The 12,935-nt window shown below is 59.8% G+C and carries 16 protein-coding genes; 6 read left to right on the top strand and 10 right to left on the bottom strand.

Translation table 11 applies throughout. The annotated features are described in order from the left end of the window. Positions 1–32 precede the first annotated feature (32 nt). Complete coding sequence (locus RDL77_RS04915) at positions 33–602, top strand: DUF2585 domain-containing protein (protein WP_288192011.1); 570 nt, start codon at positions 33–35, stop codon at positions 600–602. A 13-nt stretch (positions 603–615) separates the two neighbouring features. On the opposite strand, the gene RDL77_RS04910 is transcribed toward RDL77_RS04915, so the two are convergent. Beyond that, entirely contained in the window at positions 616–1,572 is a 957-nt protein-coding gene (locus RDL77_RS04910; protein ID WP_223611727.1) for a LysR substrate-binding domain-containing protein, read from the bottom strand. Positions 1,573–1,778: 206 nt separating this feature from the next. Between RDL77_RS04910 and RDL77_RS04905 the strand changes: the two genes are divergently transcribed. After that, positions 1,779–2,066 carry a DUF1127 domain-containing protein gene (locus RDL77_RS04905; RefSeq protein WP_223611725.1) on the top strand — a complete coding sequence of 96 codons (288 nt, stop codon included), beginning with the start codon at positions 1,779–1,781 and terminating at the stop codon, positions 2,064–2,066. 111 nt (positions 2,067–2,177) lie between these two features. Here the strand turns inward: RDL77_RS04905 and RDL77_RS04900 are convergent, their stop codons facing one another. From RDL77_RS04900 to RDL77_RS04875, 6 genes are all read right to left on the bottom strand, one after another. Beyond that, positions 2,178–3,137 carry a DUF937 domain-containing protein gene (locus RDL77_RS04900; protein WP_223611723.1) on the bottom strand — a complete coding sequence of 320 codons (960 nt, stop codon included), beginning with the start codon at positions 3,135–3,137 and terminating at the stop codon, positions 2,178–2,180. Positions 3,138–3,395: 258 nt separating this feature from the next. After that, entirely contained in the window at positions 3,396–4,334 is a 939-nt protein-coding gene (locus RDL77_RS04895) for a phosphoribosylaminoimidazolesuccinocarboxamide synthase (protein WP_288192010.1), read from the bottom strand. 76 nt (positions 4,335–4,410) lie between these two features. Then, positions 4,411–5,154 carry an SDR family oxidoreductase gene (locus RDL77_RS04890; RefSeq protein WP_288192009.1) on the bottom strand — a complete coding sequence of 248 codons (744 nt, stop codon included), beginning with the start codon at positions 5,152–5,154 and terminating at the stop codon, positions 4,411–4,413. A gap of 23 nt (positions 5,155–5,177) precedes the next feature. Beyond that, on the bottom strand, positions 5,178–6,551 hold the full coding sequence (locus RDL77_RS04885) for a glutamate--cysteine ligase (protein ID WP_223611719.1): 1,374 nt from the start codon (positions 6,549–6,551) through the stop codon (positions 5,178–5,180). Between the two features lie 107 nt (positions 6,552–6,658). Next, on the bottom strand, positions 6,659–7,393 hold the full coding sequence (locus tag RDL77_RS04880; protein WP_308526373.1) for a 16S rRNA (uracil(1498)-N(3))-methyltransferase: 735 nt from the start codon (positions 7,391–7,393) through the stop codon (positions 6,659–6,661). Between the two features lie 46 nt (positions 7,394–7,439). Continuing rightward, positions 7,440–7,877: an Lrp/AsnC family transcriptional regulator gene (locus tag RDL77_RS04875; RefSeq protein WP_223611716.1), complete on the bottom strand. Its 438-nt coding sequence runs from the start codon at positions 7,875–7,877 to the stop codon at positions 7,440–7,442. Positions 7,878–8,009: 132 nt separating this feature from the next. Here RDL77_RS04875 and RDL77_RS04870 point away from each other — a divergent pair, with 132 nt between their 5' ends. Then, entirely contained in the window at positions 8,010–8,909 is a 900-nt protein-coding gene (locus RDL77_RS04870; protein ID WP_223611714.1) for a DMT family transporter, read from the top strand. Between the two features lie 86 nt (positions 8,910–8,995). Further along, the gene (locus RDL77_RS04865; RefSeq protein ID WP_288192007.1) at positions 8,996–9,523 is read left to right on the top strand and encodes a GNAT family N-acetyltransferase; all 528 of its coding nucleotides are present in this window, start codon (positions 8,996–8,998) and stop codon (positions 9,521–9,523) included. A 15-nt stretch (positions 9,524–9,538) separates the two neighbouring features. On the opposite strand, the gene RDL77_RS04860 is transcribed toward RDL77_RS04865, so the two are convergent. Continuing rightward, positions 9,539–10,144 (bottom strand): hypothetical protein, encoded by a 606-nt coding sequence (locus RDL77_RS04860; RefSeq protein ID WP_288192006.1) that lies wholly within the window; start codon positions 10,142–10,144, stop codon positions 9,539–9,541. A 72-nt stretch (positions 10,145–10,216) separates the two neighbouring features. On the opposite strand from RDL77_RS04860, the gene RDL77_RS04855 reads away from it, so the two are divergent. Both RDL77_RS04855 and RDL77_RS04850 read left to right on the top strand, forming a co-directional pair. Next, a complete protein-coding gene (locus tag RDL77_RS04855) occupies positions 10,217–10,915 on the top strand; it encodes a type 1 glutamine amidotransferase (protein WP_223611710.1) in 699 nt (232 codons plus the stop codon). Between the two features lie 174 nt (positions 10,916–11,089). Then, positions 11,090–11,230, top strand: coding sequence for a hypothetical protein (locus tag RDL77_RS04850; RefSeq protein ID WP_165401767.1), 141 nt, complete (start codon positions 11,090–11,092; stop codon positions 11,228–11,230). Positions 11,231–11,238: 8 nt separating this feature from the next. Here RDL77_RS04850 and RDL77_RS04845 read toward each other — a convergent pair whose 3' ends face one another. Together RDL77_RS04845 and RDL77_RS04840 are read right to left on the bottom strand one after the other, a co-directional pair. Then, positions 11,239–11,976, bottom strand: coding sequence for a metallophosphoesterase (locus RDL77_RS04845; protein WP_223611708.1), 738 nt, complete (start codon positions 11,974–11,976; stop codon positions 11,239–11,241). After that, a complete protein-coding gene (locus tag RDL77_RS04840; protein ID WP_288192005.1) occupies positions 11,973–12,755 on the bottom strand; it encodes an FCD domain-containing protein in 783 nt (260 codons plus the stop codon). The genes RDL77_RS04845 and RDL77_RS04840 overlap by 4 nt, the downstream gene beginning before the upstream one ends. Positions 12,756–12,935 lie beyond the last annotated feature (180 nt).

Here is a 12,935-nt window from a genome sequence, read left to right as displayed (position 1 = left end):
TGCAGGGCCGGGGGATGAAAAGGGGAATGCTCATGACGCAACGTCTCAGTCTGCGCCATTATCTGATGATCGGCGCCGCGATGATCGTTCTGACCGCCGTCATCCTGCTGTGGATGGGCCGCAATCCCATCTGCACCTGCGGAACCGTCAAGCTCTGGGTGGGCGAAGTCAACTCGTCCGACAATTCCCAGCACATTTCCGATTGGTATTCCCTGTCGCACATCATCCACGGCTTTCTGTTCTACGGCCTTTTGTGGCTGGTTGCGCGCAGCAAGCCGGTGGGCTTCCGCCTGCTCCTTGCCATTGTGGTGGAAGCAGCGTGGGAGATTTTCGAGAACACCGACATGGTCATCAACCGCTACCGTGAGGCGACCATTGCGCTTGGTTATACCGGGGACAGCGTGCTGAACTCGGTGTGCGATATCCTGTTCATGGTGATCGGCTTTTTCTTTGCCTCCCGCGCTCCGCTCTGGCTGACGATCATCATCGCCATCGTCTTCGAATTGCTGGCGGGGTATGTCATTCGTGACAATCTCACACTTAATATCGTGATGCTGGTCTATCCGCTCGATGCCATCAAGGCATGGCAGGGCGGGCTGTAAGCAGCCCTGCCTGCTACCAGCCCGGAACCAGCTCTGTCGAGCGCACCTGCCGCAGGCGCTGGTTGACCTGGTTTGGCGCGGCCGCCGGCGCCATGCTGACCGGGGTTGGCATCGACAGGTTATCGAGGCTTTCGACGATATGCTGCGCCAGCGCATCCACGATGGCGGAGGGCTTGGTGTGGCCGCGCATGATACCGATGCCGAACTCAGGCAGGCGGCCAAAGCCGTCGGCTTCGGTGAGCACACGCATGCCGGGGCGCAGGGCGCATTCCGGCAGGATCGAGACGGCAAGGCCGGCAAGCACCGCTGCTGCCAGGACCGTCGCCGACCAGCTGGTGAACAGGATGCGATAGTCGTGATGCATGGTGTCGAGCACGTCGATTGCCGCGGCGCGCCAGATGCAGGTGGGTCGGCCAACGGCAAGCGGCAGCACCTTCTCCTCATGCACCGTATGGTGCGCCGAGGTGACCCAGAGCAACTGCTCGCTTCGCACCACTTCCGAACGGCGCATGTCGTCGCACTGGGTGACCAGCGCCAGATCGAGCTGTCCCTTGCGGATCATCTCGTCGAGATTGACCGTGGGTTCGCACACCACCGAAAGTTCGACACGCGGGTTGGACCGGGAAAAGCGCGCCATGATTTCCGGCAGGAAGCGGTCGGCATAATCGTCGGGCGTGCCGATGCGGATATGGCCCTGCAGCTGCGTGTCGTCAAAGGCGGCGATGGTTTCACCGTTGAGCTGCATCATGCGGCGTGCATAGGCCAGCAGACGTTCGCCGTCTTCGGTCAGCTTGTTGGTGCGGCCATCGCGCTCAAACAGTGCCTTGGAAACCCGCTCTTCCAGCCGGCGCATCTGCATGGAGACCGCTGACTGCGTCTTGTTGACCGCATCAGCCGCTCTGGTGAAGCTGCCGCTGTCGGCAATGGCGATAAATGTCTGCAATTGGTCAAGATCAAGAGGCGCACTCATGGCTTTGCTCCCGGACGGTTCAATCCATCATTATTATTGAACGTTTACATGAAAAACATTCGTTTGAATAATCAATTTTTGTGGATCATTCTACGGATGTTCAGGAGACGCCTGTGTTGAAACGATACCGGGCGTAATGCGTAGAAAATGGTTTCCACGCGATTCAACCCTTCTTGATCAGCGCCATTCAAAAAAGGAGTAGGGCGATGACGACGACAACGAGAACGACTGAAGTAAATGGATTGGTGCCCGCGATCACTTTCGCGCTGGCTCAGGCCTTTGGCTTTGTCACCCGAATGATCGTCGCCCGCCGCAATCGCAAAACGATTTTGAGCCTCGGTGAGTGGAACGATCAAATGCTGCATGACATCGGTGTCACGCGCGGTGATCTGCATTCGGCCCTTGGCACGTCGCTGCTTGAAGATCCGAGCGAAAAACTGGGCGCATTGGCCGATGTACGGGCCCGTTTGCGCGCAGCACGCTCGATCAGCTGAGCATCGATTTTGACGGTTTAGCAGGCGTCCCATTCACACCGGAATCCCCTCCCGGTGCCCCGCCTGCCCACTGCCCGGCCTTCTGGCCGGGCTTTTTCTTTGTGGGGCCGACTATTTGTTGCGATCCATGCCGCGCAGATACTGGTCGAAAATCGATTCCACACCCTTCTGATACTGCTCGTTGGTTTTCCGGCCCGTTTCGAACATCTGGTCGAGGACATCCTTGAACGGATTGTTGGCAGCGGGCGGCTGGTCCGGCTGCCGGGGCTGAGGCTCCGGTGCCGTGCGCTGTTGCGCGCCGCCGCCGAGCATATCGCCGAAGATTTTGCCGAGGGGATTGTCGCCGAACGGGTTCTGCGCGTTTCCTGTCGGCTGCTGCCCTTGCGGCGTTGCGCCGGGAAACCCGCCGCGCGTCATCTGTTCGAGGATTTGGCCAAGCGGATTGTTGCCCCACGGATTGGCCTGGCCCTGCGGCTGCTGCGGCGCTCCGGCGGCGCCGCCGCCGAGCATGCTTTCCAGAATCTGGCCCCAGGGGTTGGCGGCGCCCGGCTGGTTCGGGGCGGTCTGGCCGCCGATGCCGCCGCTTTGCCGCATCATCTGCTCGATGAAATCGCCAATGACATTGCCGCCGCCGAGCCCGGCCGCCGCAAACTGGCCCGTCGACTGCTTGTAGAGCCCGCCCATCGTCATCGATGCGAGCACGGGCAGCATCTGCTGCAGCGTGCTGACGGCGATCCCGGTCATCCGCGCGGCATGATCGGCGACGGCACGTGATAATTCCTTCGAGCCGAACAGATTGTTCAAAATGGCATTACCGTCGGCAATGCCTGCCGGATTGAAGGCCGCCTGCGGATTATCAAAATAATTGACGTGCTGGCCCGACGACAGCGACTGGATGAAGGCACCGACACCCATGGGATCGGCGGTATTGCGCTGCAAGCCCTGCGAAAAGGCCGGCATCAATGCCTCGATGGCGGCGATTGTCTGTTGTTGGGAGAGCTGAAACTGGCGGGACAGTGCCTCCACGGCCTGCCCACCCTGTCCCTTCAGGAACATGTCTACGAGATTCATGGCGCCGATCCTCCTTCGGGCTGATGCACGAGAGAAGAGTAGCCCTGCCGATAAGCAAAGTTCAATCTTTTTATCGGCTTAGAGTGCGTGGTTCGACAGGCTCACCATGAGGGGAGTGGTTTGATGCAACGCCAATCGCGAAGGTTGCAGAATAAGGCTCCCTGCAATCCTCACCCTCCCTCATGGTGAGCCTGTCGAACCACGCCCGGCGCAGATGCAGTCAGGTCGGTTCAGGGATATGAATCCGGCCATTAAACCTTAAAAATACTGCGCCAGATTCTTGCGGATACGTTCCAGCGGATCGACGGCGGGATCGCCGGGCGTGAATGTTGCACCGGTAATCGTTTCATAGGCCTGGATATAGACCTTGGTCGTCGCGTCGATCATATCCTGCGGAATCTCGGGGATATCGTCCTTATACGGATCGCAGCGCTCGACCACCCAGGTGCGGATGAAATCCTTGTCGAAACTGACCGGGCGCTTGCCCGGCGCATAGCTGTCGGCAAACCAGTAGCGGCTGGAATCCGAAGTGTGGATTTCATCGGCCAGCACGATGTTGCCATCCGCATCCGTGCCGAATTCGTACTTGGTATCGGCCAGGATGAGGCCGCGGCTGGCGGCGATTTCCTGTCCGCGCGCGAAAAGCTTGAACGCATAGGCGGAAATCGTATCCCACTGCTCCTGCGTCAGCAGCTTCTGGTCGAGTATTTCCCGGGCGGTCAGCGGTTCGTCGTGGCCGCCATCGAACGCCTTGGATGTCGGCGTGATGATCGGTGCGGGAAGCTTTTCATTGTCCTGCAGGCCGTCGGGGAAGGTCGTGCCATACATCTCCCGCTTGCCTGCCTTGTAGAGCGTCAGGATCGATGTGCCGGTGGTTCCGGCGAGATAGCCGCGCACGATGATTTCGACCGGCAGGATATTGAGGCGGCGGGCAACCACGACATTCGGGTCGGGATAATCGAGCACATGGTTGGGACAGATATCCTTGGTCTGCTCGAACTGGTAACGCGCGGTCTGCGTCAGCACTTCGCCTTTCAGCGGAATGCAGGCAAGAATCCGGTCAAACGCGCTGATGCGGTCCGTGGCGATAATGATGCGCCGTCCATCCGCCAGATCATAATTCTCCCGGACCTTGCCGCGGTAATAGTTCGGCAGTTCGGGAATGAAGGCTTCAGTGAGCGCTTTGTGTGTGGGCATGGTGTGAAGAATCCGCGTCAGACAATCTGGCTTCCGCATAACACATAAGTCGGGGAACGGGAGTCAAATTCTGTCGCTAGCGCCCGCCGGTTACATCGAGAAGCGCCCCGGTCACATAGGATGCCGCATCGCTGAGCAGCCAGACGATGGATTCGCCGACTTCGTCAGCCGTGCCCGGCCGCCCGAGCGGTGCCGTCACGCCGAGGCGCTGGGCCCGGTCGGGCTGGCCGCCGCTGGCATGAATGTCGGTCTCGATCAGCCCGGGGCGGATGGCATTGACGCGGATGCCTTCGGGGCCAACTTCCTTGGAAAGGCCGATGGTCAGCGTATCCATCGCCCCCTTTGATCCGGCGTAGTCGACATATTCCGACGGCCCGCCAAGACGGGCTGCGGCAGATGACAGGATGACGATTGATCCACCCTTGCCGCCGCGAGACCGCGCCATCCGGCGGACACCCTCGCGGGCGCAGACATAGGCGCCGAGAATGTTCACATCGAACATGCGCTTGAGACGTTCGGTGTCGATATCCATCAGCTTGGATGCGGGCGCTACGATACCGGCATTGACGACAAGGCCGTCAAGTTGGCCGAGTTCTTCGGTCTGCCTGAACATGGCGATGACATCGGCCTCGTTGGCAACGTCCCCCTGTATGGCTTTTGCCTTGCCACCCGCTGCCATGACTGCCGCAACGACGTCGTCAGCAGCGGCCCTGTTGCCGATGTAATTGACGCCGACCGACCATCCCTTTTGACCGGCAAGAATGGCCGCCGCACGGCCAATGCCACGGCTCGCACCGGTGATCAGGATGGTCTTGGTCATCGCATGTCTCCCAAAGGGTGGAATTAGTAGGCATACTCCAGAAAAGCGGGTTCAACCGAGCCGCCCCAGACAGTGTTGTACTGGCTGAGCATCTGCTCGGCTGAGGTTGTACCGCGTGCGACAACTTCCTCCAGCGATGCGAGATAATGCGTCTCGTCAAAGCCTTCGCTGTTCAGCAGCGCGCGGTTTTTCAGGCCAAGGCGCGAAATCGCCAGCACGTCGCGGGAAATGTCGTGCACCGAGCGGTTGCGCAGCGTGGCGCGCAGACCCTTTGCCGGCACCTCGTCGCGCAGGGCCTGCACTTCCGGGTAGGTCCAGTCGCGGGTGAGGGCTTCCGCGGCATCCAGTGCCTCGGCGTCGTAGAGAATGCCGACCCAGAATGCCGGCAGCGCGCAGATGCGCCGCCACGGGCCGCCGTCGGCGCCGCGCATTTCAAGGAAGCGCTTCAGCCGCACTTCCGGGAACAGCGTGGAAAGATGGTTCGTCCAGTCGCCCATGTTGGGCGTGGCGTCCGGAATGGAATCTTTCAGCGCGCCGTTCATGAACTGGCGGAAGGTCACATGCGTGCAGTCATGGTAACGGCCATGGCGCAGGACAAAATACATCGGCACGTCGAGCGCCCATTCCACGTAATCGGCAAAGCCGAAATTTTCATTGAAGATGAACGGCAGCACACCGGAACGGTTGTTGTCCGTATCGCGCCAGATATTGGAGCGCCAGGACAACAGGCCGTTCGGCTTGCCCTCGGTAAACGGCGACATGGCGAACAGCGCCGTGGCGATGGATTGCAGTTTCACCGAAACCTGCATCTTGCGGCGCATGTCGGTTTCCGAGGCGAAGTCGAGATTCACCTGGATGGTGCAGGTGCGGTACATCATGTTCAGTCCGTCCTTGCCGACCTTCGGCATATAGTTGGACATGATGTTGTAGCGGGACTTCGGCATGCGTGGCGTTTCCGCCAGGGACCATTTCGGACTGCCGCCAAGACCCAGGAAGCGGATGCCGAGCGGCTCGGCTATCTCGCGCACCTGCGCCAGATGCGCGTTGGTTTCACGGCAGGTCTGGTGAATGGTGGAGAGCGGTGCGCCCGACAGTTCGAACTGGCCGCCCGGCTCCAGCGAAATAGCGCCCTGGCCGGTCGGTTCGACGAGGCCGATGATATTGCCTTCGTCAATGATCGGTTCCCAGCCCAGCTTCGACTGCATGCCTTCCAGAATGGCGCGGATGCCGCGCGGACCGTCATAGGGAACCGGGCTGTTGTCTTCGGTATAGAACGGGAATTTTTCGTGCTCTGTGCCGATGCGCCATGCGGATTGCGGCTTGGAGCCCTGGGCGAGGTAAGTCGCCAGTTCTTCCGTACCGGAAAGGGGCGTCTCGTCTGTTGTATCGCGCGCCATGGATGGTGCTTCCCCACTAGAATTTTTGAACTTGCGGCGTGATTGGCTGTTTTCGGAAACGAGCGCAAGCAAATTTCGCTGATGCACTCATCAAGAGAATTTGTAACTCACCAATCGCCGATCGTCGCCTGAATAAGCGCGAGTGCGGCAACGGCGGCAGTGTCGGCGCGCAGGATGCGCTGGCCCAACGGAATGGCGGTGACGAACGGCAGCTTGCGCAGGGTTTCGCGCTCCGCATCCGAGAACCCGCCTTCCGGCCCGATGAGAACGCCAAGCGGCCCGCGCGGCAGACTTTGTAGCAGCGGCAGCGGGTTATGGGTATCATGACCTTCGTCGCAGAAGATCAGGCGTCGGTCCGGATCCCAGCCATCCAGCAGTTTCTCGAGCCTGACCGGCTCGCGTGTTTCCGGGATGGCCAGAACGCCGCATTGCTCCGCCGCTTCGATGGCATTGGCCTCGATCCGATCCATGCCGATTCTGGCGACCTGCGTGTGCTGGGTAATCACCGGTTGCAAAATGCCAGCGCCCATTTCGACGGCCTTTTGCACGAGGTAGTCGAGCCGTCCCTGCTTGAGCGGGGCAAAACAGTAGATGAGATCGGGTGATTCCGGCTGCCCCCGCGTCAGTTCAAGCGGCTCCAGCGCCAGCTTCTTCCTGCTTTCAAAGCGCAGGGCAGCGCGCCATTCGCCATCCCGACCGTTGAAAACGAGGATTTCATCGCCGTCCTTCATCCGCAGCACATTGGCGAGATAGTTGACGGCTTCCGCCGGGGCGTCCGCCCGCCTGCCGGCCGCCAGATCCGCGGTAATATAAAGCCGTTGCATTCTGTAATTTGCGCGCATGGAAGATGGATGCCAGAGAGGGGATGGGGCGGTCAAGCAGGCGATGTCAGCCGAGAGGCGGCAGGCGTCGTTTCACCGGCGAGGATTTGACGATGGAGGTGTTGGTTTCGGCCTTTTCCGCCAGCCGGTCGAGCAGCGTGTCCAGCTGTTCCATGGTGCGGAAATGCAGCTTGCCGACAAAGCAATCGTCGCCCGTCACCTTGTCGCATTCGGTGATTTCAGGCATCTCCTGGATCAGCCGCTCGACAATATGCAGCATGCCGGGCAGGGGCCTGACCCGCACGATGGCTGTCAGATTATAGCCGAGCGCCGCCGGGTCGATATCGACGGTGAAGGCGCGGATCACCTTCTTTTCCTCGAGCCGCCGCAATCTCTCGGACACGCTGGGAGACGAGAGTCCGACTTTCTGGCTCAGTTCCTTCAGCGAGATTCGCGCATCTTCGATCAGGATACCGAGGATGGTCTTGTCCATTTCATCGAGCATAGCAACCTCGTAAGGCAGATCAGGCGTTTTGCCTGCATTAAACAGGTCAAGCGAACTTTACGCCTTTTTCCATATATATCAAATTGCCATTGCTCCGAATAGTCTGTGGTGTGAGACGAAAGGACAGGTGGCATGGAACGGGATATGGCGAGAGGCAGCGTGGAAATGACCGCTGCGATGATGATTTCGGGCACGATCGGCTGGTTTGTGCTGATGTCCGGTCAGCCGGTCTTATCAGTCGTGTTCTGGCGCTGCGCCTTTGGTGCACTGACATTGCTCGGCGTTTGCGCCGCACTCGGTCTGCTGCGTCCGAATGTTATTTCTTTGAAGCTGTTCGGCCTTGCTGTTCTTGGCGGCATCGCCATTGTCCTCAACTGGGTGCTGCTCTTTGCCGCCTATTCCCGTGCGTCCATTGCCATTGCGACGACAGTCTACAACGTGCAGCCGTTCATGCTCGTCGTGTTGGGCGCCCTGATCTTCAAGGAGAAGCTGACATTCACCAAGCTGTTCTGGCTGGCGGTCGCATTTGCCGGCATGCTGCTGATCGTTCAGGCCAAGCCCGGCGGCGGTTACACGGGCACGAACTACATGGCCGGTATCGGCCTGTCGCTGGGTGCAGCCTTCCTCTACGCCATCGCATCCATCGTGGCCAAGCGGCTGAAGGGCACGCCGCCGCACCTGATTGCGCTGATTCAGGTCTGCGTCGGTATCGTGCTGATGGCGCCGCTTGCTGATTTCAGTGTCATGCCGAAAGGCGCAGCCGAATGGGGCAGCATCGTCACGATCGGTGTCGTTCATACGGGATTGATGTACATTCTGCTCTATAGCGCCATCCAGAAGCTGCCGACCCATCTCACGGGATCGTTGTCCTTCATTTATCCCATCGCTGCCATTCTGGTTGACTATTTTGCCTTCGGGCATCAGCTGCAACCGATACAGTTCCTGGGTTCTGCAGCCATTCTCGTTGCAGCGGCCGGCACCAGCCTTGGATGGAAGCTGGGCCGGTCGGTGCCGGCAAGTGTCAAAATCTGATCGCGGTTACCACTTGATTGCCATGCTATATTTGTTCTATATGCCACTAAAGAGCATATTATGTCTGACGTATATAGAGCAGAACCATGGAACTCCGTGCACTGAAACGCAGCGAGATCGAACAGGTCTGGGCCATCGATCGCCGCGAGATCATTGAAAACCTTTATGCGCTGCGGGGCGGCAAGCTCGTCCTGCACGCGGAATATTTTGATGTTCCCGGCTGGGAAGAAGGCGAGGCGGAGAAATACACGCCCCTGCTGCAGGAAAGTTTCGATCGGGGTGGAAAATTCTTCGGCTTTTTCGACGGCGATACACTGGCGGGCGTTGGGGCCGTCGATACCATCTGGCGTGGCCCCGGGAAGGATCTCCTGCAGTTGAGTTTCCTTCATGTCGGCAATGACTATCGCGGCCGGCGCCTGGGTATGCGGCTCTTTGAGCACTGCAAGGATGTTGCCAGGGAAATGGGCGCACGGGGGCTGTACGTTTCGGCGATACCATCCGAAAATACGGTCAATTTTTACCGGCGTCTCGGTTGTGTCGTCACGGAAGCGCCAGACGCGGATCTGGCGGCCCTGGAGCCGGACGACATCCAATTGGAATGCATTTTCAGATAGAATAATGCATATGAGTTATATCCCCAGAACGACCGGGATATAACCGGCGGCCAAAGTCCGCACCGTCGAGGGCGGTGTCAGCAGGCTGATATCCTTTGTGGGCGGCGGGCAGGCCTCATAGCCATCCCATGACCAGAGATAGGTCTGGCCCCGATGCACCAGATAGGCATTGTCGCCGGAGGCGATCATGCTGCCGTCCGGCAGGTCCAGGATCGCCGTTGCAAGCGGGTGGTGTTTCTTGCCGCCGTTCCCCTCGAGGCGCTCCCCGTGCAGCACACGATCCATTTCCGGTGCCGATGGTTTGCCCATGCCATCGGCCCATGCGGCCTGAAAAGCCTTCGCCCGTTGCCGCTGGCAATAGAAGCATGGGCGGTGTCCGGCGCTGAGCGCCGTCGCTTCATCGAGGAAGAACAGCTCGGTCCAGCTTTGCCGGGCCATGACGGCGCGCCGGACGTTCCTGAAGTCGCAGACACAGATGATCCACGCTCTCGTCGACCAGCGCCGTTTCAGCAGGGTGCGCGTTGACGGGTCGTGGATGATGCCGCGATTGCCCATAAAGGTCCCGCGCTGGGGAACGGCGGTGATATCGCCGAAGGGTGTGACACGGTTTTGCAGGGGCATTTGATGGCTTCCGGCTGTGAGGGGTCCATGCTATCGCAGGATCATCGTCAATGCGATCATCAGGCAGGTAGAATGCGCGTTCTCGTTGTACAGAATTATCAGAATACCGGATTGGGACTGGTTGGACAGGCCTTGGCGGAAGCCGGTGCACAGATTGATCTGGTGCAGGCCCATACCGGTGAACCGCTGCCTGCCGATGATGCGGGTTACGACGCACTGATCTCGCTCGGCGGCGATCAGAATGCCCTTGCCGACGACCAGTTTCCCTATCTTCCCGCGCTTGCCAGGCTGATCCGGCGTTTTGGCGATGCGGACAAGGCGGTGCTTGGCATCTGCCTGGGCAGCCAGCTTGTCGCACGCGGTTACGATGCCGAAAACATTCTCGGGCGCCCGCAGGAATTCGGCTGGCATGCGGTCACTGCGACGGCCGAAGCGGCAGCCGATCCCGTGCTGTCCGCTGTTCCCCACGCCTTTCCGATCTTCCATTGGCACAGGGATACATTTTCCCTGCCGGAAGGCGCCGTGCATCTCGCCTCGAGCGCGATGACCCGCAATCAGGCCTTCCGCATCGGGCGGGCGGTGTACGGTATCCAGTTCCACTTCGAGGCGGACACCGCACTGGTCGAGGAATGGCGGCATGTTTTTCACGACGAGATCATGAGGGACAACCCGGCCTGGCTTGAAAACTATCCGGCGCGGGTCGCGGAAAGTGGCGCTGCCGCCGATGCCGCGGGTCTTGCTTTGGCCCGCGCCTGGGTGGCGCTGATCTAGCGGCGGGCGATTCAGTTGCATCTGTGCAACAGGCAAAATTTGAATCAAATTGCCCCGTCGGTATTCATGGGGAGCGTGGCTTTCGTTCACTTGCTGGAAAGAATTGTGCGCTGTAGTTGCCGGGCCGGTTAGCTGGCATGAAGCCAGGCCGTAGAGACTGATGGAAACGCCCGAATGACTATGAAAAGTGCCGCCCTTTTGACCGCAATGATGCTTGCATCGATCCTGTTCATGGGCGCCGAACTGGTATCGGTTGATGCCGGAGGCCGCACCGTATCGAGCGACGGCTACGGAATCAGCTCCGCTTCGCGTTAAGAGTTGTTCTAGACAATCGCTTCCAGAAAAGACTTGCCTTCAGCGTCGATCTTGATGGCGCTGAGGCGCCCGCTGGCATAGGCGCCGGTATCGAGATTGACCCGGTTCTGCCGCACTTCCACATCGCTGGCCGGTGTATGGCCATGCACGACAACCTTGGAATGCAACCGGGGATCGTCGAGAAATTCCCAGCGAATCCAGATCAGATCTTCGGGATTTTGCCGGTCGAGATCAACGCCGGGTCTGATGCCGGCGTGACAGAAGAAAAAATCGCCCAGTGTCATCGAGCGCCGCAAACCGCGCAGAAACTCCACATGGGTTGCCGGCACGGCGCGCAGCAGGGCGGAGCGTCCCGCCGATACCGAGGCTGGATCGTCAAAATCGATCGTCACGCCATAGGAGCGCGCCGTCTGCCTGCCGCCGTGCCGGGCGAAGATTCCATTGATGTCGCCGGTGGCCAGAAAATCCAGAAATCCGATATCGTGATTGCCCGCCAGCGTCAGCATGCGGTGATTCTTCCTCTGGGCATTGACCAGATGGTCCAGTACCCCCCTAGAATCCGGGCCCCGATCCACATAGTCGCCAAGATGCACCGCCACCCAGTCGAACGGCGGCGACTTGGCGTTTTCAGCCAGAATGCGCCGGTGCATCTCCTGCAGCAGATCGAGGCGGCCATGCACGTCGCCGATGGCATAAACCCGCAGGCGGTCGGGACCGCGCGCATGTTTGAAGTCGACTGTCTTCATGGGCGGTCCAGCTCCCTCTGCCTGCGCCGCAGCCGCGACGTTTCCTGCCAGGCATTGCTGCGTGCCGCGTCCTTTTGTGCCTGCTCGATAAAGTCGATGTGCCTGTGCACGGCAGCCCGCGCCCCCTCGGGGTCTGACGCCATGATGGCATCGGCGATGGATGTGTGCTGTTGCAGCAGCTTTTCCCGGGCGCCGGGAAAACCGTAGATGATGGTACGATTGTAGAACACGTCGTCCGCGAGAAGCCGGTAGCACGACCGCAGCGTGTGCAGCAGAATGATGTTGTGGGCGCATTCCCCGATGGTGCTGTGCAGTTCGACATCCAGCTCGGCTTCCCTTTTGAAGTCATCGGTCTCGTAGGCGCGCTGCATCGCGTCAACAATCCCGCGCAAAAGCAGGCGGTCATCATCCGTTGCCCGGCGGGCGGCATAATCCGCTGCGATGCTTTCAATCTCCCGGCGGTATTCGAGATAGTCCGCCGCGGCCTTCGGATGGCTCGAGATCAGGTCCATGACGGGCTTGGAAAAGACCTCGCCGATGACGTCGGCAACAAATGTTCCGCCGCCGTGGCGGACGACAAGCAATCCCTTGGCCTCCAGCACTTTGAATGCGCTGCGCAGGATCGGGCGGGATACATCGAATTGTACGGCAAGGTCCCGTTCGCCGGGCAAACGGTCGCCCACGCGCAGAACACCCTCAAGGATCAATGTTTCGATCTGGCTGACGATGTCGTCGGCCGTTCGGGAAGAATGGATGCGGGCAAAGACCGGGCTGCTCATGTTGAAAGTCGTCCGCAGGAGTGATGTGTCGTGCCAGCGTATCGGCAAATCACGAAACTGGTCAATTCTTTGATCCAGTGGGCAAGCGTCGCATAGCCGCAGCCTTCCGGCGCAAAGGAGCATTGAAAGGGCCGGTCATTGCGTTCACCATCTTGTGAACAGTCTATACCAAGGGGCCGA

Origin of the sequence: uncultured Phyllobacterium sp., from assembly GCF_902479695.1 — a bacterium.
In the GTDB taxonomy this organism is placed as follows: domain Bacteria; phylum Pseudomonadota; class Alphaproteobacteria; order Rhizobiales; family Rhizobiaceae; genus Phyllobacterium; species Phyllobacterium calauticae.
The sequence above is the reverse complement of the archived record's forward strand: the minus strand, read 5'-3'. Positions and strand labels throughout refer to the sequence as shown.

Bases quoted from the DNA above. Each gene is read 5' to 3' on its own strand.
- RDL77_RS04870 (WP_223611714.1), top strand. From the start codon at position 8,010: ATGGAACGGGATATGGCGAGAGGCAGCGTGGAAATGACCGCTGCGATG.
- RDL77_RS04875 (WP_223611716.1), bottom strand. From the start codon at position 7,877: ATGCTCGATGAAATGGACAAGACCATCCTCGGTATCCTGATCGAAGAT.
- RDL77_RS04900 (WP_223611723.1), bottom strand. From the start codon at position 3,137: ATGAATCTCGTAGACATGTTCCTGAAGGGACAGGGTGGGCAGGCCGTG.
- RDL77_RS04890 (WP_288192009.1), bottom strand. From the start codon at position 5,154: ATGACCAAGACCATCCTGATCACCGGTGCGAGCCGTGGCATTGGCCGT.
- RDL77_RS04885 (WP_223611719.1), bottom strand. From the start codon at position 6,551: ATGGCGCGCGATACAACAGACGAGACGCCCCTTTCCGGTACGGAAGAA.
- RDL77_RS04880 (WP_308526373.1), bottom strand. From the start codon at position 7,393: ATGCGCGCAAATTACAGAATGCAACGGCTTTATATTACCGCGGATCTG.
- RDL77_RS04910 (WP_223611727.1), bottom strand. From the start codon at position 1,572: ATGAGTGCGCCTCTTGATCTTGACCAATTGCAGACATTTATCGCCATT.
- RDL77_RS04860 (WP_288192006.1), bottom strand. From the start codon at position 10,144: ATGCCCCTGCAAAACCGTGTCACACCCTTCGGCGATATCACCGCCGTT.
- RDL77_RS04855 (WP_223611710.1), top strand. From the start codon at position 10,217: ATGCGCGTTCTCGTTGTACAGAATTATCAGAATACCGGATTGGGACTG.
- RDL77_RS04850 (WP_165401767.1), top strand. From the start codon at position 11,090: ATGACTATGAAAAGTGCCGCCCTTTTGACCGCAATGATGCTTGCATCG.
- RDL77_RS04915 (WP_288192011.1), top strand. From the start codon at position 33: ATGACGCAACGTCTCAGTCTGCGCCATTATCTGATGATCGGCGCCGCG.
- RDL77_RS04845 (WP_223611708.1), bottom strand. From the start codon at position 11,976: ATGAAGACAGTCGACTTCAAACATGCGCGCGGTCCCGACCGCCTGCGG.
- RDL77_RS04895 (WP_288192010.1), bottom strand. From the start codon at position 4,334: ATGCCCACACACAAAGCGCTCACTGAAGCCTTCATTCCCGAACTGCCG.
- RDL77_RS04840 (WP_288192005.1), bottom strand. From the start codon at position 12,755: ATGAGCAGCCCGGTCTTTGCCCGCATCCATTCTTCCCGAACGGCCGAC.
- RDL77_RS04905 (WP_223611725.1), top strand. From the start codon at position 1,779: ATGACGACGACAACGAGAACGACTGAAGTAAATGGATTGGTGCCCGCG.
- RDL77_RS04865 (WP_288192007.1), top strand. From the start codon at position 8,996: ATGGAACTCCGTGCACTGAAACGCAGCGAGATCGAACAGGTCTGGGCC.